Consider the following 17,281-nt stretch of genomic DNA (forward strand, 5'->3'; position numbering starts at 1 on the left):
GAGTGGCGGATGCCAAGCGAGGAGCGTTCCGATCCGAGGCAGGCGGGCGCCGTCGCGACGTCGGCACCGCGTGCCGAGATCATGAACCGGCAGTTTATCGAACAACGCCGGTCCAAACCTCCGGCCGCCACGACGCTTGCACCTTGGAAGGGCCGGTGATCATCCGTGACCTTCGTAACGGGCCCCGAAACTGCGTTGTAACCCGGTTACGGCCGCGAAGCCGCGGCCCATGGTTTAAGCGACTAAGATCTTATCTGCAGGTATCACGCGATCGGGATGACACAGACACAACCCATCATCCGTGATGCTGGCGCTCGAAATCCTGAGGTCACTCGCCCTGAAGGCGGGATGGTCCATGATCGCCGTCAGCGGTCGCCCTTCGCAAGCAAGCGCCAACGAGTCCGGATGGTCGCCGTACAACGTTAGCTCTCCGTTGTCATATCGACCCTGAGGGAACTGAATGGTCGTCCGCAGCACGCCCTCGATCCAGCTGAGGGAATTCGTGCATCCCCATCTTCGAATTTGCAGGGCACCTTGCGGATCACGAGTTCGAGCGGCGTACGCGGACTGCAACGTCTCAAACGGATCGAGGCCGAGGGCGCGGACGAGTGCCAGAGAGGTTTCGGTCATCGCTCCGATAGAACCTGAATTCCGAAACGCGGAAAGCGCACCTGCCCGACGGCGCTGTGCATGGTTATGAAGTCGCCAATGATCACGGACGTCACCGACGGTCCATACGGCGTCCGGCAAACTCGGCGATGTCGAAAGCGAGTCATCGAGGATCGTCATCACCAGCTTGTAATGACGAGAGAACGACGGATCGGGCCGTTCATCGAAGGCGGCGGGATCCAAGCGTAGCCATAGTGGCGCACATCCTCCGCCGATCCGCTTCGAGGTCTCCTCCAGTGCGCGGCGCAGCGCCGCTTCGCGTCGTGCGAGGGGAGCACGGTTCCGTGCCGCTGCCTCGACGTGCCTCAGCACCCCATCGGTTACAAAACCTAGAGAGGCGGGAGCGCCGTCAAACGCGGTCGCGCCGATAGCGATCGGCAAGATGAAATCTTCGAAATCCACGTCGATGGTCAAACGTTCTTCCTCAGCTAGTCCAGCGGCGCACGCCCGTACGTCACCTACGGTCGGCGCCTTGACGTGAGGAACGTTCAGCTTCTCGATCTTCAGCTTAAGTTGCGATAGGGACCGACTGATGGCGCCGCCCGCCACCGCGTGTTCTCCAATGCGCAGTGGCGATGCGCCGTCCCACGCCACGCCGGCCCATTCGATCCGATTCCTCGACCACCTGGCCGATGATCCGCCGTTTTGCGATGCCAGCGTGTCAATGTCGCCAGCCGTTAGGCGCCACCAATCTCGGTCGGCCGTCATGTCCGCGATGGGACTTTTGGCAATCTTCGCACTCACGATGATTTCCCCCCGCGCTCAGTGATGTTCAGACCGGCTTGTCCTGTGGCGACGTCGTCTGTTGGATTGAACCGCGACGATTAGTGATTTACGACATCGGTCATATGTAGCGGTACGGCGTGATTCCATCGAAGGCGCGGGCGGGGGACGCGACATCAGCCGACTTCTGGTTCGCATCGGCCGACATCGACCAGAAAGGCGCCAGGCACCAAGCTTTCAATTCTAGCGACGATCCCCTCAATTGCAGCGAGGGCGCGTCGGAGATAGTCGGGACTGAATGGGGCGTAGAGATCGGACACGTCGTCGAACCTGGCGTGGCCGAGAAACATCTCGAGCTCACCCCAAGCCTCCTGCGGCAATTCCGCTCTGACGAGGTTGGCCACAGAACGCCTGATAAGCTTCATGCCGCTTTCACCGGCACCGGGCAGATCCAACGTAGTCGCCATGCTCTCCCAGGCCGACTTCACCGACTGCCCGCTGACCAGCATCCCCGTCGACGCATCGAGGATGGCTTGCATTGGTCCGCCGACGGGAACGACGGCGCGGTACTTCCTGGTCTGTCGTCGTCCTACGGGATTGAGATTGAGTACGCTGCGTTCGCTGTTCCATTGGCCGCGTTCCGGGGCGGTCGAGACGTCGTGCGCGGCGTCGGGGCGCGCCATCGTCGTCACGCTGATCCTGAGGAACGCGAGAAGCCCGCTTCGCTCGCGCTTCCGCCGCTCGATCTCCTTGTCCGAGCGGGCTTCCGGTTGGAGGCAGTACCGAAACATCGCCGCCAACTGCGGAACGTCGGCTCTGAACTGTGGCGTGCGGTTCACCTCCTTGGGCTGCAGAGACCTGAACCGTGCTTTGATACCGCCACATTCGTTTATCGCCGCCGCGAGCTGCAGGACGCTGTTCTCGACGGTCGAAAGCGATCGAGCCCGCGTCTTCCCCGTTGGTGAAACGATCGGCCGGGGCGTAAGCCATTTGCGGAACCGCTCCACCCATGCCGCATCGATCCTGTCGCACTTGATCGTCGCGAGATTCTTGTCGACCAGGTATAGCAGTACATGCTGGAGCCTGGCCCTGATGGCGTCGACAGACGGCTTGTCGGCCGACAACGTCAGATAGTCCGCGATCGCCGCACTGACATAGACTCCGTCCGCTGCGCGGGGCTGGCCGCAGGTCGGACAGAAAGCGTCGCCGCGCGTGCGTTCTAGATAGAGGCGATCGAGCGCAGCACGTGCGGCTGCGACATCCTCTGTGCGCGCACTAGCGCTTCGCTCGCGCTTTCGCTCGTCGTCGTACCAGACGATTTCGAACGCTTCGCGGTCGGCTCGACGGTAGAGCTTGTAGCCCCCGCGCTGATAGACCGGCTTGGCACGCTTCGTTGCTGGCATTGCTTCCTCTGATGGTCGGCGACAGCCCCGCGAAAGGCGTCGTAGGCGCCCGATTCGACGAGCAGGTTCAGGTCGTCGGCGCTCAGTTGAATGCCGCGTCCCGCCTCCAGTTTGCGCGAAAGGCGGCGGTCGAGATCAGCGAATCCCGGCACGTTGTCCATTCCGTCCAGACTGAGGTCGATCGAATTCCATAACGATCTCGTTATGGATCATCCAAACTCGAATTGCAATGCCATAACGATGCGGTTATCGTATTCGTATGATATCAATTCGAAAGGTCGAGGCGGTGATCGCCGGGATGTACGCCCTCGAACCGACCAAGGTCGTCCGGGCGAGGCTGCAGCACCTCAACGTTCGTGACTTTCCTCCTGGACTGCGTGTGGGAAAAGCCAAACGCGCAGAGTACGGGGTCGCCGAACTCTACGCCTATGCCGTCTGGTTCGCCTTGACCGAAGCCTTCGTGCCCGGCGCCGTCGCGGCGGAGATCGTTCGCGACGCCTGGCCGGAACTCGTCAGGGTACTGCTGGCGTCAGCGAAGCCGACGTCAGCCGCTAACCCCAGCGACAGCAGCTTCGTCGCCATCATTCCAGAAGCACTGGCCGCCGCCGGCCCCGGCACGAACGCCGCTGATACCGGCTCCAACACATGGGACCTGCGGATCGTAGGCGAGCGCGATCTCCTCCCATCGATTTCGGGAGCTGTCGGCGGCGCTTGGTTTCTCGACATCGCTGGATTGTATGCACGAATGGTCCATTGGCTGAGCGTTGGAATCGCGCCGATGGGTACGGACGTCGTGCGTGCAGAAATAGACGAACTGCTGCTGCGGGACGGTTGGGTCGCCAAGCCTGAGAAACTCGGCAATCCGGAGGCGCCGCCGTCCATCAGGCAGGCGCAGGTTAGACACCGCGGGGATCGTCTGATCGAGGCCGACTATTACTTCACTCGAGCAATCGCCATTCTGGAAAGCCTTAATTCCAGGGGTGCCGAGGTGGCGCTCGACGTGCGGTCGTTGCGATACCTGCGCTACATAGAGGACCCCGCGCCGCGAGAGCGCTGGAAGGCCTGGCCGCGGGTAACCGATGGGGGTGTACCGTTCTGGTGGGCGCTTGCAGCGCTGGTGCAGAACGGCAACACCAACGTCCTTTCCCATCTACCCGCTACGCTGCTGGCTGCCGCGACCAACGCACTCCAGGACTTCGGTGACACGACAGCTCAGATATCATTGCTGCGCAGCGCCGCCGAACGCTACCGGGAGATGGAGCTGGATGATGACTAATCGTCCCGGCGACGCGTTACGGCCTCCGGCGATACAATGGCGTGAACTCGTACGTTATCGACCGCTGCGCCACTGCGGTCACCAGCCACGAAGTCGGCGTTAATTCGAAAAAGACGCAGGCTTCTGCAAGGCACAGGCGTCCGCCCTGTGCCGGTCCACGCTTTGCCGCTCGGTCATGGAGAGATCACAGTTCCACCAGGAACCCTGTCAATGCATCCGACTTCAATCGTCGCGAATGGTCGCGTCGCGGACGCCGATCAGCGGACGTCCGGACATGCCGCCAGGCATTCAATTCTTGGTTTTCGTTGGCGTAACCAACGGGAGACGGGAAAATGAATTGCTCCAGCGTCGGCAAGCCCCGGAGGGGCTGCCTCCACACACGATCCTCTTCATCGGGTCGGCAGCTTCAGCATACCTTTCTGTACGCTGCAAAGCGTTACGAAAGTGCTGAAGAATCAGGTTAACGACCTGCATGTTCGCTGCGTTGGCCGACGGATGCATCGTGCACCGCGGCCGCAGCAGGTGGTGGTGGTGGTCCAGCAGGCCCACCGAGATCTAAATTTCAGGCAATTGAGGCGAGGACGGTTAGGAGGGGAAAAACCTTCGGATGTCTTCCTCGATCATCGAGCATTCGCGCGCCCAGCGCGCTGGAAGGAAACATCATGACTTATGGATTCGATCACTACACCATGAACCACATGATCGTCGCGATCAGCCGCGAGATGACGCCGCGGAGTGCGAAGTCGAACGCGGAAACCGACGGGGACACCGTTTTCATCGGTGGCGCGCGGCCGACGGAGTCGGATCAGGCTGCGCTCGCGCGCTTCGGTCTCGACAAGAACTACAGGGTGGTTTTCCCCTCGTTTGATCTCAACGATCCCAGCACTGGTCCGATCGGGTTCCACGTCGTCGTGACGGATGGCCGTACGGTTGCCACCACCTTGCGCGATGGACGTCTCTGGAAACGCGATCGACGCAGCGCGGCGGTGCTAGTCTTTCCAGATATCGGAGCAGTGGTAAAACTTACTTCCAAGCGCCAAATGGCGGTCCACGAAACGCGCCGCCAGTTTCACGATCACGGATACGATCTGGCCCGCGAAGCCGTACGCACGCACGCGGCGAAGGAACCCGGAACCGTTCCGGTCGTCTCCACGATCGGCAACATGCTCGCGGTCCTCGACATCAAGACGATGTCCAACGCTTTCGCGGCTGCTGAGTGACACGCAACCCGGCGGCCTTCGGACGCCGGGTTGGTTTCTCGTAAGTCACAACGTCGGGCATCTTCGGTCATTCGTCCGCGACGTTGGCAAAGGTGTCAGACACCGAGGCGACCAGCAGCTTCGCCATCGTCGTTTCCATGCCAGAGCAAGCGTGCGGGCGAACGGTCGTATTGCCTGAAGAATGCCATGTCACGCCAATGGCATGGCAGGGCCATTGCCAGGTAAACGAGCGTAGCCGTTGAAAAATGTCAACCGCCTCGTTGCTACTCGAGCCAATCGTGAGGGTCCGCGTTAGAAGGCTAGCGCTTCAAACTCGCTTACGGCCAAAGCCGGTTCCCACGGGATACGCTGTTGCTTCTAGCCGCTCATCGGATTGCAATGCCACGTTGCGTCTTCGTGATTGGTCGTTCGGTCGTGCCCACGTTTCATCGTCAATTTCAGCCGGTTTGGCGTCCACAACCCCGACGAGGCGACGCAGCAGCCTGGGGCTGATGATCGCGAGGCCGATATAGCCGATAGACGCGTTTGTGGTTCACGACCCATCCTTCCCTGCGCAGCAGGATGTAGATCCGGAAATAGCCATAGCGCGTCCGCGTCGCCGCTAGATCACGGATGCGCATCACCAGCGGTGTCTGGTCCGGCTTGTGCGAGATGTAGCGCACCGACGACCGCTGGACGCCCAGCGCCGAGCAACTGCGCCGTTCGCTCACGGCATGGGACGCCTGGATGTACGCGACGAGTTCGCGTCGTCGTCTAGGCGTCAGAGCTTTTTTGACAGGACATCCTGCAAAATGTGCTTGTCCAGACTCAGGTCGGCAACCAGCTGTTTTAACTGCCGGTTCTCATCCTCGAGCTGCTTCAGGCGCCTCAGCTCGCCAACTCCGAGACCGCCGTACACCTTCTTCCAGCGGTAGAACGTCTGCTCCGAAATCCCCATCCGCCGGATGACTTCGGCCACCGGTGTGCCGGTTTCCGCCTGCTTCAGCGCGAAGGCAATCTGCTCGTCCGCGTACCTAGATTTCTTCATTTCCAGCTCCTTGCCCGAAGGCTTCTCAAGGCCGGAAAACTCTCGCTCAAAATGGACTAAAAAACCGGGGGGACGTCAAGGGGCTGGCGATCGTGGCATTCATTTCGGCACCGACGACCGGATCGGACACCGCCTTCGGGTATTCGACTGCTTCGCCGTCCACATCGACCAGGATGGTCGGGCCGCTTCCGATCAGAAAGTCGGCGATGAAATGCGCGCTGAAATAGCGCAGGAACGTGTCTGCGCGCTTCGGGAATGGTTCGGCATACTCCTTCGTCCGAATGCCTTTGAAACGCACACGCGTACCATGCGCTTCGGTCGTTGCGGCTGGTTCGTCCTCCGCGCTGGGTATTACCTGCTCCGAATTGTTCAAGACGAACGCGAATGCCCGTTTCGCCATGCCCCAGCCCAGTGCGTAGGAGCTGTCAACTTGGATGTCGCTGAAGGCGTCGAGCCAGAACAGACGACCCACACCCTTGCCGCCCCTGCTCTTCTTGAAGTCCGTATCGAGTTCGCAGAAAGCCGCGTATCTCCTGCCGTCGAGTCCGATCCCATCGTCAGCGATCGATATCTCGATGGCGGCTGGGTCTGCGAGCTTCGACACGGTAATGTCGATCCGGCCCTTGCCGTCATGCGCGTCATACCGGTCTTCGATCGCGAACATCGCATTGCTGACCGCTTCGAACAATGGCTGCAGGCTTTGCGTGGCGTTCGACGGCTTGGGAAGTTTGCGAACCCTGTTCTCGATATTGGGAGTCAACGCCGGCAAGTATGCATCTCCCGTTACATGTGATGCTTCCACTTATACGCATGACGGCGATCACGGCCAGCTCGCCCGCTTTCGCCGCAAGCGGCGAGATCCCGGCCAGACGACGCCCTGCATGAACGTGCTCGTCAGTGGTCTCGCTTGCATGTCGATGCTCGGAAGCGACGGACGTCGACGGATCACTAAGCTCTCTGTGGCAGTGGATTTCTGCAACCTGTTCGATGCTCACGTCAAAGGGGCGACGGAGGCCTGATACCCCCCGCATCACGGCAATGTCCGACCTCCGCGGACTCCAGACGGCTACCGGCTTCAAGACGGGCTTGCCACCGGGGCAGCACGACCGGGCCGAAACCTTGACGACCAACTAGCGGTCCTAATCCAAAGTACCTGTTCAGACCGGCCTTCGTCCCGAATTCGAGGTCCGCCGTGCCGCGTCTAAAACTTTCTTCAGGCGTTACTTGTTGCGCAGACAAAAAAATACCTGGCGAGGTGGGACGAGATGCTGGTCGGTCATTCTATTTCGGATTCGTTCGGGCTGATTCTGGCAGTCGATCAAGGTGTTTGCGAACTCCTGCATCGATCGGAAGCCGAATTGATCGGGACGTCGTACACCAATCTGACGCATCCGGATGACGTCACCTGGAACGCCTCGCTCGTCGACAAGCTCGAGGCCAGCGGAGGACCGCTGTTCATCAGAAAACGATACCTCCGTCCGCGCGCGTCGGCGGTCTGGAGCGATGTACAGGTCTCGCGACTCGGGGGCGGACTTGATCAGGGGAGACTCGTAGGTACGATCAACAAGGTTGATCGGCATACGGTCAAGTTGACCCCCGAGATGCTTTGGCGGTCCGCCGGCAGAAAAGAACTGGCCCTACAACTGCGCCGTGCGGAACTCGGTAACGACCTATTCTGCGACTACGCCTGGCTGATCCTCTTGCAACTCTACAAAGCCGAGGCTGAAGGAACCAGCATCAGCGTCCAGCAGCTTTGCAGCCGAACAGGATGCCGGGAATCTGGCATCGTCCGGTGGATGAGGGCTCTGGAGGAAAAGCAGCTGGTGGACTGCTTTCATTCCAATTTGTGCGCTGGCCAACTGACATCCGCCGGTATCTCAAAGGTCGAAAAGCTGCTGGAAGGGACTTCGGAGAGCTAGCGCGCTTCGACTTCCTCCCTGAGCTGGTGCAGGGCTTGGTCGAGATGGGTGGCCGCCAACGTCATTCCCGCCTCATCGAGCAATCCGAGCGCTTCGCTCATGAGTGCCGCTGCCCGCGCAACGGCATCGGCGTCGTGTTCGTGTGTCATCACCCATCTTGCGAACTAAGGCGGGGTGACGAAAGTGAATTCGCCGTCAGGTTGACCCTACGTTCGGCCAGTAGACGGATTTCCACGGTTGATGGATGTGCTAGGGACGTAGCGAGCGGCGATTCCCGACCGCGATGGGTACGTCGTGGCTGACAAGTTCGAAGATCTGCGTACCTACATCGCAATCGTTGAATCCGGCGGGGTCAACGCCGCTGCCGCCAAACTCGAGATCGCCAAGAGCGCGACGAGCCGACGCCTTTCCGATCTCGAGGAGAGGTTGGGGGTAACCCTGATACTCCGGACCACCCGGAGCTTCGAACTCACGGAAGCCGGCCGAACGTTCTATGGAGAATCACGTCGGATCCTCGACGACATGGCGTCGGTCGAGGAACGACTGCGCATAGGCGGTACGGGCGCAGCAGGGCATCTAGTCGTGGCCGCGGATCGCGGACTGAGCCGGCTATTGATGCCGTCGATCGCCTCCTTCCACGAGGCGCATCCCGACACCCGCATAACCCTCCGCTCGGACGTGGCAAACGCCGGCTCCGACACGCTTGTTGTAACGACCGGACACGTCGATCCAGAGCGCGCGAGCCGAAGAATCGGAGAGTTCCGGTCTGGCGTCTTCGCGTCGCCTACCTATCTGGCACGATCGGGCCAACTGCGCACCCCGGCCGACCTGGCCGCTCATGACGGGATCCTCGTCGCCGCATCCGATCATTCGAGCTGGATTTTCGGATCCGGAAACACGATTCGGCCGAGGCCAGTCCTCACGGTCGCCGACAACGAAGCGGCGCTCGCTGCGGCCAATGCGAATCTTGGACTAGCCCAACTACCGGCATTTCTGGCGGACGCGGCTGTCCGCGCCGGCGATCTCGTCGCTTGTCTTGCGGATCACGACGCCACCACCGTCATCAACGCGGCGAAGCCGAGCGTGTCATCCGCCGAAGTGGATGGTCTGCTCGACCACCTGATTGCCGCACTGACGCGGATGTGACGATCGGGATCCGTGCGGTTGGCCATCTCTCCATCACTCTGACGGCTCCACCAAGAACGTCTGGATGTCGTCATCGTCTGAATGTCGCCAACATGCCCTTCAGCTGAGCGCGGCGAAACATTGGCCGACCAGATGAGGTAGCAAGCTCCGTACGCCTTGGGTCGTTACTCCCGCCAGAAACGCGAGTGCTTCGCTGACAACCGCCTCGGCCAAGGCAACTCTTCGGTGAAGCGGCCCCGCCAAAGCGTCGCCCCGTCGCAGGGTGGGGGTAACCCATCGCCGCTGCATCGGAGAGACGTCATGGTCGCGTTCATCTCCTCGACATAGCCGTCATTCCGTTAGGAATGAGTGTTTGCGTCGCCCCGTCAGGATCAGCTTGGAGCAATTGATTGCCGCCCCGGCGTCCGTTCGGCGGTGTCGCAATCGTGCAACGTTTTCCATGTCAAAGCACGAACGGGTGATTGCGACGCCCGCCTGATTATCGGTGGGCGTTGACGCTCGAACGTTTCGTCCTGGGCCGCGCGAAGGCTCAGAGTTCGCTTAGCTTGCGAACGGCGATGGCAATCGGATGCCCCTCGGAGGAATGCGAAAGGAACCCGTCTATCACGTAAGTGACACCGTGACGGACGCCGCCCGCGACGAGATGCGACAGATCGAGCGGAAGCAGCACTCCGAACATTCCCTCCGCCCGAGCATACCACGTACCGTCGACGGAGAAGACCGTTCCGACGAGCTGTCCGGCGCCGGAAAGCTCGGCTGCGTGTTCGAGAACGTGCCGTTCAGGCGGGAACGCCGCCTGCGCCGTAGCGGGGAGTCTGGAGGTCCGCGACTGTTTTGTCCGATCGTTGTCGGGTCGAAGTATCAGGTCATACTGGGCCGCCGTGATGGTGACCCGTGCAATCGAGATCAGGTCGATCGCGTCTGCGCCGAGGCGTTGGCCGGCTCGCGCTAGATCCTGTACCAGATCGCGCAGATGTTTGGCCGTATCCTTCGGTTCCTGGGTCGTCAGTATGCGATAGGTCGCGTCCACGTTGTTGACGAAGACGGGAATGAGGTCCGGATGATCCTGGGATAGATCATAGACCTCCTTGCAGGCCATCAGGATCGCCCACCAGCTGCCAACGCCGGTCTCCACGATCTGCAGTCTGGCTCCGCGACGCCCGTATTCGGCTTGAACGTACCGGGAGAACGCCTTGTCGAGCGACGACAGCACGGTTGCCACGCCTCGGGCAGCGACTCCGTTCTCGATCGAAATCACAACCCGCAGGCTGTTGCTCTCCAGAGGCTTCAGATCCACGATGGTCCCTTCGGTTCGCGTCGGTTCGAATCACTATCGTGAATGCCCTAAAAGCAAAAAGGCTCGGATTCGAGATCCAAGCCTTCCGCCATTCTTCCATGTCTTCGTGACGACTTCAGTCGTCCTTTACCGGCTGACGTTGCATGATCTGCTCCTTCGTGTGGCACTTGGGAAGTTGGAATACGGCGTATCGTCCTTGAGGGACTTGGATCGAAACGTTCTTCTTTTCAAGTCTCGCAATGCATTTTCAGGCCTTCACTCGTCCCACCTCGTCGTGGTGCGGCACCGGTTCGAGCGCTTTTCGGGCGTCTTCGAGGATCGTAGTCTCGTTCGGAATGCGCGACGTCCGGTTGGGATCCGTGACGATCTGGATGATCCGTTCCGCCGCCGCGCGTGCGGCGGGGCGGTCGTCGAGGAATTCACTCGCGACGCGTATGGTGTCCCAAAGCCGAAAATCGTCATTGGCGTTAGTCACGACCTGATTTACCAACGCGCGTAGCTTCGCTGCGTGGGCGGCGTCGATTCCCCCGGTGACACTCGCGATGCGAAGTCTGTCCACGCTGTAATACAGCAGATTGTTCCGCGCCCTTCCGGCATCATCCGCCGTCGAGAACTCCGAGATGGCGGCCTCCGTGTACCGTATGGCATCGTCGAACAGGCGTACGGCCTCACCCTCGGCGGAATCGCCTCCTTTGCGCAGGATCGCGACGCCTTCCTCCCATTTCGAGAACCCCAGCAGCCTCGGTGCCGCTGAGCGAACCCAGTGTTCCGGTGGCAATTCGCTCGCCTTGAGCAGATCCAGCGTTCGCTCGTAGCTGCTCTGTGCGGCTGCGCGGTCGTTGAGTTCATCCTGCGTCCGTGCCAGCCGGTAGGTCGCAACCGGCCGCTCGGGATAGGCGGCGACCATCTCCGAATATATCCGGTTGGCGTCCACCAGAGACGGATTGCCAGCCACCGGTCCCAATTCTTTGCCGATGGTGAACAGTATGAGCGCCCGTTCCATCTCCAGGACGTAGCCGAGCTCGCGAAGGTGCTCGTCCGGGATCGTGAGGCGGACGAGCTTCGAACGACCGCGGTGCAGATCGGCTATGGCGCGACGTCTCGCCGCCAGTCGGGCGCCCTCGGACATCGCACCGGCCTTGGCGGACTCCTCGGCCAGCTGGGCCGCATGGACGGCCTCCTCGACGACTTGTCGCGCGACGGGATCCAGACCGTCGATACGACCCAGTCGATCCACGGCCTGCTCCTGCCGAGGAGTCGGCGCCCGGATCCGATCGGTACGCTCGCTCTCCATCTGGAGTTTGATCTGGTCCCCGTACTGCGCCAAATGCCTTTGCGGCTCCACACGCCGTCGGGGTCGCTCTTTCCCGAAGCTATGCGTTCGAGAAGCACCGGCAGAATTTCCAGAGCATCCAGGCGGTAGAGGGTAACGATCCGCAATCCGACGATGTCGCGTAGCGACGTGACGGCGTAGTCGGGCTTGCTTCCGCCCCTCTTGCGCTCGACCTTCTCGATGATCTTGAAGTCCTCCTTCACACGAACCTTCACGGCGTAGGCGAGGTCGGAGATGGACGGGTTGCCGGTGTTGACCTCCAGGAGCAGCTGTCGGCGCCGCGGAGCGCATCCATGGTGTCGAGTTCGAGCATGTTGTGGTCCATCGGTCCCTATTGATCCAAGAACGTTGAAAACGGTTGAACGAGGCTACATTGGCGGCGAGGTGTGAAAAGCGAGTAGGCATGATCTGAGCGCGAATTTGTCAAAGTCGCTTTCATAGGCAACAAGTCAAACGTCGCCGGACGTTTCGGCAACATGCGACATGTCGACCGGTAGCAGCGACGACGCTGGGTCAGACACCGAACGAAGCAGGCTTGGATCATGTGTAACAGAGCAATGTTCGACGGCGAGCCGGAAACGATCACCGAACGGTTCGGTGCCGAATGGCTTGCCGACAAACCAATGGACAATCGGTTCGACCCGAAGGAACTGCGCCCGTTCGGTCGGGCGTACGTCGTGCGGAAAGAAGGCGACCGCCGCGGACTCGACGTGATGGAATGGGACGTTCTGGCCGGGCAGGCGAAACAGGCCGGTCGCAAGGTTGCGCAGACCAACGTCCGCACGTTGCATCTTCCGCAATGGCGTTCGCTCGTCACCGATCCAGACAACCGCTGCCTGATACCACTGACGGAATTCTGCGAATGGGCTCGCGAGCCCACCGACCTCGGCGACTGCAAGAAGCCGATCAAGGGGGAGATGTGGTTCGGGGTGACCGATCAGCCCGTGTTCGCGATTGCGGGTTTCTGGCGGCAGGTCGGCGAACAACGCTACTTCGCGATGGTCACGTGCGACGCGAACGAACTGGTGGCGCCGATCCATCCGAAGGCGATGATCACGATCCTGCGGCCTGACGATCACGAGCGCTGGCTGACGGGAAGCTATGACGAGGTCCTGTCCTTGCAGCGCCCATATCCGGCCGACCGGATGACGGTGCGGGGGCCCGTCTTTCCAACACGCAGCCAGACGGCGCGGTTGATCTAGAAAACGATCAGCCTGCTCCGGCTCAGGTTTCCGCCAAACCGGGCTGGGCCAGGTCGACCTCCACCTCCGTGTCGCTCGGCTCGAAGCGTATCGTCCAACGAGGATACCCTTCCGGGGAGATTTCGATATCGGGTAAACCGATCGGATCGGTTCCCGTTTCCACCCAGCCGGCACCGTGGCATCGATCGCACGCCGTTCGCTTGGACCGGAAGCTGACGAGATCGATCTCGGTATTCCACTGCCCGCGGCCCTTGCAGACAGGGCACATGGCATCGAGGCTGCCGTTCCGCGGCTGAAGAGGCACGACGTCGAACGCGTGGGGGTTGTCGGGCCCGTCGCAGAGAACGATATTGCTGTCATGAGGCATGACCGCGTCCTCGTTCCGAACTCCGGCGAACGCAAGGCCCCTCGGCGGCTGCGGCATCATCCCGCGCGGACCGTAGGCACCTCGGCGATGTTGGTCGTCCACGCCGGCGACCGCATTTCGGACCGCATCCTCCACTCGCGCTTGAACCCCTGCGAAGCCGTCACCGCCGTCCACGTGCCGAACTTGCCGTTGATCGCGTCGAGCGCCCTCATCAGTCGGTCGCGCTTGGCGGTATCCTCCTCGAACAGCGTGCGCGGCCGCTCGTCCTCGGGGAGAAGATCGTCGAGCATGATGCCCGCCTTGGTATAGGCGAAGCCATCCCGCCAGGCCTTCTCCGCACCGCGCCTTGCAGCCGCGATCAGCTCAAGACTGTCGTTCGTCATCGGGTGGAGCGTGACCATCCGGGACGCGCCGTACTGGGGTCGGTCGGGCTTGTGCTTGTTCGTGTGGAAGAACGCGGTCAGCTTGGCGGCGACCAGCCCATGCGATCGCAGCTTCTCGCCAGCCCGCAACGCGTATTGCGACAGTGCGCCCATCATCCGCTCGAAGTCGCAGATCGGAGTGCCGAACGATCGCGTGACGGCCATGCCCTTCCGCCGCGGCTCGACCGCCTCGACCGCGTTGGACGGGACGCCGCGAAGCTCGGCCACCAGTCGCTCGAGCACGACCGTGCCGACTGCGCGAGCCTGCTTCATCGACATGTCGCGCAAGGCTCCCGCCGTATGGATTCCCAGATCGGTCAGCTTGCGGGCAGTAGCACCACCGACACCCCAAACGTCCCCTGCGGCGAAGGTGTGCATCACATCGCGCCGCACGTCGTCGTCACGAAGATCGGCCACGCCGGCGAACTGCGGGTTCTTCTTGGCCGCCGCGTTTGCCATCTTCGCCAGCGTCTTCGTTTCCGCGATGCCGACGCAGGTGGGTATCGTCGTCCATAGCTGGACCTGCGCCCGCATCGCGTTCGCGTGCGCCACAAGATCGCGACCCTCGAAGCCGGCAAGATCAAGGAACGTCTCGTCGATCGAGTAGATCTCGAAGTCGCGGGCGAAGGACTCGCACGCGGCGATTACCCGGCGCTGCATGTCACCGTTTATGTGGAATGGAAATCAAGCGGTTTCGTCTACAAAATGAGTAGGCCTTTGTTGGTAGCAGCAGGGGCAGCGCGCAGCCATCCCAACAGCGCAGCGTTGCCCCTGCTGATGCGCTGACCTTTCGGGTCAAGCTATCTTGGACCCGCTGCGACAGCAGCGGGCTCTGTACAAGCGGGCGCCCTGGATTCTTGGATCGCTCGATTCAGGAAGGCGCGTGGCGATATTGGTGTTCGACCTGGCGCTGTTGGGCAAGTCGGCCTGCGATTTGGCTATCAAGTGCGGCCTTTGCCAGCGAACCCTTAGCCCGTTGCCGTTCACCCCGTAACTCAAAAAGTCGTTTTAATTGCCGGTTAGGCAACATTGTCCTGCCACCTTTAACAATAACCCCTGTGATATCAGCAGGGCTATCGATAATGCTCAGTTCTTTCTCCGCTTTGATACGCAAGCCATGTCTGTGTACGGTTGCCTTGATATTCCAGATGACCTCCTTCTTAATGAGGTTGCCAGAAATCGTTATGTCATCGGCATATACGCTATGCGTCAGTCCAGAATCAGTAACGATTTCGGATATTTTTAGCCACATTGTGTGATTTGAATAGTATGCCATAATCGGACTGCATGGCGACCCTTGCGGTAGACAACCGTATAAAGTGATAAGTTTGACCATAATCGCGGCTACATCCGGCGAGCATTCAAGTCTTGTATGAAAAAGATGCGCCACGTTATTATCGGTACAGCTCGGAAAGTAGTCAGCAATATCTAGTAGCCAAAAAGCACGTGCTCCCACATGACGCGCGGCATTGTCGACATAAGACCGCCCCTTAACCGGACTGAAAAGCCAATCGGGGGGCGTAACTTTTGAAAATAACTTCGCAATTCGGGATTGTACCGACTTTAAGCCCTTGTCCGGTATATCGATGGGTCTATAAAAGTGCCTAGTCTCCGGCTTGGGTTCAAAATTAAGCCAGCTATCTTTTTCTTTTTTGTGCTTCCATCGGCGTTCATACAACTTGTCTTCGTTCAGAATCCGCTGCAGCGCAGCGTCCGAGACTAGCAAAATCTCCGCAAGCTTTTTTCTGGATCTCAAGCGGAAAAAAGGTGTGTCTCGAAGAGTGTATTGTGAGCCGTTAGGAAGAGGTAGCATTCGCCTTCCTCTCGATGAATCCCAATAGATCTAGAACCTTAGAAGCAATCTTGGTTCTAGCTTTCTCGCCGCGTTGGGCGTTGGGAATTTGCTCGGCAAAGAACATAATAGCCGAAACCGGTACTTTAAATTCTGCGGAATATTTCTCGATCAGATCGAGAGATGGCGTTTTGTTGCCGCTTTCGATTTCCGATATATGAGATTTTGACACGGATAGACGCTCAGCAAGTTCAAATTGCTTAATGTCATGAAAGACTCGCATCAATCTAAGAGCTTCGTTTATCATTGCGATTCCTAACGTCCATCAATGTAGATATTAGGTTGGCGGTTTACTAAGAGGGCTGAAAGAGTCGCAGCAAGAAGCGTATGACCCTGTAAATCAGAAGACCTGCCGAAATGGCAAATCTCAAAGTATTTGGGTTTTTGAGACTAGCCCAAAACCCACGACGCTGCCCAAGAGCTTTACCTCGCAGCTCACGTCGCCGCCGTCGTCGGTATGTGTTTCTCGAAAAAGCCATGAGCTTTTCCTTTCTCTGTTCGCCATGGCGGCAAGCTCAAAACGAGCCGACCTGACCATGGATTCTCGCCAAACAGAGCGGACCCGACAACTACACCTGCAACCTAGAGACGGAAGCACTTCTCGCTTTCGTCTCTGCTTCGCCCGCCCGCCGACGCCTTCCCCGTCGCCGGGGGGCCATCGGACTGACCGGAAAAAACGACAGAGAACTTTCGCCCTCCACGCTTTGGCAAATGCCAAAACTGAATATGAGAACTTCTTCCGTTATTCACACCGGAGCCGTATGCGACGTCATTGCACTGGACGCAAGAAATAAATTCACTTTAAGCGAACTTATTTTGAACGTAAGCGGCCAGTGGTCAACGTAGTCGGGTGCGGAACGCTTTTACTCCCGGCTTTCAGCGCTCGCGATTAACCGGCGGGCGGAATGATGTTTGTGGCGTTCCCGGCTCCCGTGAGGGAGTAACATCGGGCGAGCGGTAAAGGGTGACGCCCCGGCTGTTACCGGATCTGATACGCGCACCATCCCCAACGTGCGGCGTTTCTTGGAAGCGGTCGCGGTCATGCCGCACCACCTGGCTATCTGTGCCGAGCTGGTAATTGTTGGCTTTGTCGACGGATTGCAGAGGGCCAGGGTTGCCCTGCCGTTTAACCCATGACTCGCTCTTGCCTTTGGTGAACGTCGGTCATGACCTCAACCTTGCCAACCTATCTGATTTGATCGGCGCTATGCCTCCGATCGCCGAAGCGTCCACCGGCCACGAACTGACAGCAGACGCGTTAGTGATGGGGTTCGGGCCAGCAGTTGCGGCCTACAAGGCGGCTCTCGGTATTGAGCGGCGATCTGGATGAGACAGTAGCGGCGATCAGGATGAGACTCTGCGGCCGTGACGGGAGCGAGATTGTCGAGGCGCGACAGGCAATGCAAGGCCAACTTTGGTGTTGAT

19 protein-coding genes and 1 pseudogene are annotated in these 17,281 nt (G+C 59.9%); 8 read left to right on the forward strand and 12 right to left on the reverse strand.

The features are described 5' to 3' along the window. Positions 1 to 234 precede the first annotated feature (234 nt). Positions 235 to 1,413 carry a hypothetical protein gene (locus U1708_RS02920; protein WP_332742521.1) on the reverse strand — a complete coding sequence of 393 codons (1,179 nt, stop codon included), beginning with the start codon at positions 1,411 to 1,413 and terminating at the stop codon, positions 235 to 237. Positions 1,414 to 1,568: 155 nt separating this feature from the next. Next, a complete protein-coding gene (locus tag U1708_RS02925; protein WP_332742523.1) occupies positions 1,569 to 2,795 on the reverse strand; it encodes a hypothetical protein in 1,227 nt (408 codons plus the stop codon). Between the two features lie 11 nt (positions 2,796 to 2,806). On the opposite strand from U1708_RS02925, the gene U1708_RS02930 reads away from it, so the two are divergent. The 3 genes from U1708_RS02930 (at position 2,807) to U1708_RS02940 (ending at position 5,291) form a co-directional block, all read left to right on the forward strand. Continuing rightward, positions 2,807 to 2,989, forward strand: a complete 183-nt coding sequence (locus tag U1708_RS02930; RefSeq protein ID WP_332742525.1) for a hypothetical protein — start codon at positions 2,807 to 2,809, stop codon at positions 2,987 to 2,989. A gap of 65 nt (positions 2,990 to 3,054) precedes the next feature. Continuing rightward, a complete protein-coding gene (locus tag U1708_RS02935; protein WP_332742527.1) occupies positions 3,055 to 4,071 on the forward strand; it encodes a hypothetical protein in 1,017 nt (338 codons plus the stop codon). A 698-nt stretch (positions 4,072 to 4,769) separates the two neighbouring features. Beyond that, on the forward strand, positions 4,770 to 5,291 hold the full coding sequence (locus U1708_RS02940; protein WP_332742529.1) for a hypothetical protein: 522 nt from the start codon (positions 4,770 to 4,772) through the stop codon (positions 5,289 to 5,291). A 503-nt stretch (positions 5,292 to 5,794) separates the two neighbouring features. Here U1708_RS02940 and U1708_RS02945 read toward each other — a convergent pair. Together U1708_RS02945 and U1708_RS02950 are read right to left on the reverse strand one after the other, a co-directional pair. Beyond that, positions 5,795 to 6,318: pseudogene (locus U1708_RS02945) on the reverse strand (transposase); the annotation flags it as partial. Positions 6,319 to 6,364: 46 nt separating this feature from the next. Further along, positions 6,365 to 6,922 (reverse strand): hypothetical protein, encoded by a 558-nt coding sequence (locus tag U1708_RS02950; RefSeq protein WP_332742531.1) that lies wholly within the window; start codon positions 6,920 to 6,922, stop codon positions 6,365 to 6,367. Between the two features lie 100 nt (positions 6,923 to 7,022). Between U1708_RS02950 and U1708_RS02955 the strand changes: the two genes are divergently transcribed. Continuing rightward, complete coding sequence (locus tag U1708_RS02955) at positions 7,023 to 7,337, forward strand: hypothetical protein (protein WP_332742533.1); 315 nt, start codon at positions 7,023 to 7,025, stop codon at positions 7,335 to 7,337. A 246-nt stretch (positions 7,338 to 7,583) separates the two neighbouring features. Continuing rightward, positions 7,584 to 8,237: a PAS domain-containing protein gene (locus U1708_RS02960; RefSeq protein ID WP_332742535.1), complete on the forward strand. Its 654-nt coding sequence runs from the start codon at positions 7,584 to 7,586 to the stop codon at positions 8,235 to 8,237. On the opposite strand, the gene U1708_RS02965 is transcribed toward U1708_RS02960, so the two are convergent. Then, complete coding sequence (locus tag U1708_RS02965) at positions 8,234 to 8,386, reverse strand: hypothetical protein (protein WP_332742537.1); 153 nt, start codon at positions 8,384 to 8,386, stop codon at positions 8,234 to 8,236. The genes U1708_RS02960 and U1708_RS02965 overlap by 4 nt on opposite strands. A 145-nt stretch (positions 8,387 to 8,531) precedes the next feature. On the opposite strand from U1708_RS02965, the gene U1708_RS02970 reads away from it, so the two are divergent. Then, positions 8,532 to 9,383 (forward strand): LysR family transcriptional regulator, encoded by an 852-nt coding sequence (locus U1708_RS02970; protein WP_332742539.1) that lies wholly within the window; start codon positions 8,532 to 8,534, stop codon positions 9,381 to 9,383. A gap of 529 nt (positions 9,384 to 9,912) precedes the next feature. On the opposite strand, the gene U1708_RS02975 is transcribed toward U1708_RS02970, so the two are convergent. Continuing rightward, positions 9,913 to 10,596: a hypothetical protein gene (locus U1708_RS02975; protein ID WP_332742541.1), complete on the reverse strand. Its 684-nt coding sequence runs from the start codon at positions 10,594 to 10,596 to the stop codon at positions 9,913 to 9,915. A 331-nt stretch (positions 10,597 to 10,927) separates the two neighbouring features. Beyond that, positions 10,928 to 11,917, reverse strand: coding sequence for a hypothetical protein (locus U1708_RS02980; RefSeq protein ID WP_332742543.1), 990 nt, complete (start codon positions 11,915 to 11,917; stop codon positions 10,928 to 10,930). Positions 11,918 to 12,555: 638 nt separating this feature from the next. Between U1708_RS02980 and U1708_RS02985 the strand changes: the two genes are divergently transcribed. Continuing rightward, a complete protein-coding gene (locus tag U1708_RS02985; protein ID WP_332742545.1) occupies positions 12,556 to 13,215 on the forward strand; it encodes an SOS response-associated peptidase family protein in 660 nt (219 codons plus the stop codon). 22 nt (positions 13,216 to 13,237) lie between these two features. Here U1708_RS02985 and U1708_RS02990 read toward each other — a convergent pair whose 3' ends face one another. From U1708_RS02990 to U1708_RS20670, 5 genes are all read right to left on the reverse strand, one after another. Then, positions 13,238 to 13,582: a hypothetical protein gene (locus U1708_RS02990; RefSeq protein ID WP_332742547.1), complete on the reverse strand. Its 345-nt coding sequence runs from the start codon at positions 13,580 to 13,582 to the stop codon at positions 13,238 to 13,240. 56 nt (positions 13,583 to 13,638) lie between these two features. After that, on the reverse strand, positions 13,639 to 14,664 hold the full coding sequence (locus tag U1708_RS02995; protein ID WP_332742549.1) for a DinB/UmuC family translesion DNA polymerase: 1,026 nt from the start codon (positions 14,662 to 14,664) through the stop codon (positions 13,639 to 13,641). Positions 14,665 to 14,875: 211 nt separating this feature from the next. Beyond that, the gene (locus tag U1708_RS03000) at positions 14,876 to 15,817 is read right to left on the reverse strand and encodes a reverse transcriptase family protein (protein ID WP_332742551.1); all 942 of its coding nucleotides are present in this window, start codon (positions 15,815 to 15,817) and stop codon (positions 14,876 to 14,878) included. After that, positions 15,801 to 16,103, reverse strand: coding sequence for a helix-turn-helix transcriptional regulator (locus U1708_RS03005; protein WP_332742553.1), 303 nt, complete (start codon positions 16,101 to 16,103; stop codon positions 15,801 to 15,803). Before U1708_RS03005 ends, U1708_RS03000 begins: the two co-directional genes overlap by 17 nt. A gap of 629 nt (positions 16,104 to 16,732) precedes the next feature. Next, positions 16,733 to 16,960 carry a KfrB domain-containing protein gene (locus U1708_RS20670; RefSeq protein ID WP_443029918.1) on the reverse strand — a complete coding sequence of 76 codons (228 nt, stop codon included), beginning with the start codon at positions 16,958 to 16,960 and terminating at the stop codon, positions 16,733 to 16,735. Positions 16,961 to 17,009: 49 nt separating this feature from the next. Here U1708_RS20670 and U1708_RS20675 point away from each other — a divergent pair, with 49 nt between their 5' ends. Then, the gene (locus U1708_RS20675; RefSeq protein WP_443029919.1) at positions 17,010 to 17,186 is read left to right on the forward strand and encodes a pyridoxine 5'-phosphate synthase; all 177 of its coding nucleotides are present in this window, start codon (positions 17,010 to 17,012) and stop codon (positions 17,184 to 17,186) included. Positions 17,187 to 17,281 lie beyond the last annotated feature (95 nt).

Source organism: Sphingomonas arabinosi, assembly GCF_036663715.1.
Classification (GTDB): domain Bacteria; phylum Pseudomonadota; class Alphaproteobacteria; order Sphingomonadales; family Sphingomonadaceae; genus Sphingomonas.

Excerpts from the sequence above, each read along its gene's own strand:
- U1708_RS02965 (WP_332742537.1), bottom strand. The coding sequence starts at position 8,386 with ATGACACACGAACACGACGCCGATGCCGTTGCGCGGGCAGCGGCACTC.
- U1708_RS03005 (WP_332742553.1), bottom strand. The coding sequence starts at position 16,103 with ATGATAAACGAAGCTCTTAGATTGATGCGAGTCTTTCATGACATTAAG.
- U1708_RS02985 (WP_332742545.1), top strand. The coding sequence starts at position 12,556 with ATGTGTAACAGAGCAATGTTCGACGGCGAGCCGGAAACGATCACCGAA.
- U1708_RS02935 (WP_332742527.1), top strand. The coding sequence starts at position 3,055 with ATGATATCAATTCGAAAGGTCGAGGCGGTGATCGCCGGGATGTACGCC.
- U1708_RS02960 (WP_332742535.1), top strand. The coding sequence starts at position 7,584 with ATGCTGGTCGGTCATTCTATTTCGGATTCGTTCGGGCTGATTCTGGCA.
- U1708_RS02990 (WP_332742547.1), bottom strand. The coding sequence starts at position 13,582 with ATGCCTCATGACAGCAATATCGTTCTCTGCGACGGGCCCGACAACCCC.
- U1708_RS02930 (WP_332742525.1), top strand. The coding sequence starts at position 2,807 with ATGGTCGGCGACAGCCCCGCGAAAGGCGTCGTAGGCGCCCGATTCGAC.
- U1708_RS02940 (WP_332742529.1), top strand. The coding sequence starts at position 4,770 with ATGATCGTCGCGATCAGCCGCGAGATGACGCCGCGGAGTGCGAAGTCG.
- U1708_RS03000 (WP_332742551.1), bottom strand. The coding sequence starts at position 15,817 with ATGCTACCTCTTCCTAACGGCTCACAATACACTCTTCGAGACACACCT.
- U1708_RS02995 (WP_332742549.1), bottom strand. The coding sequence starts at position 14,664 with ATGCAGCGCCGGGTAATCGCCGCGTGCGAGTCCTTCGCCCGCGACTTC.
- U1708_RS02925 (WP_332742523.1), bottom strand. The coding sequence starts at position 2,795 with ATGCCAGCAACGAAGCGTGCCAAGCCGGTCTATCAGCGCGGGGGCTAC.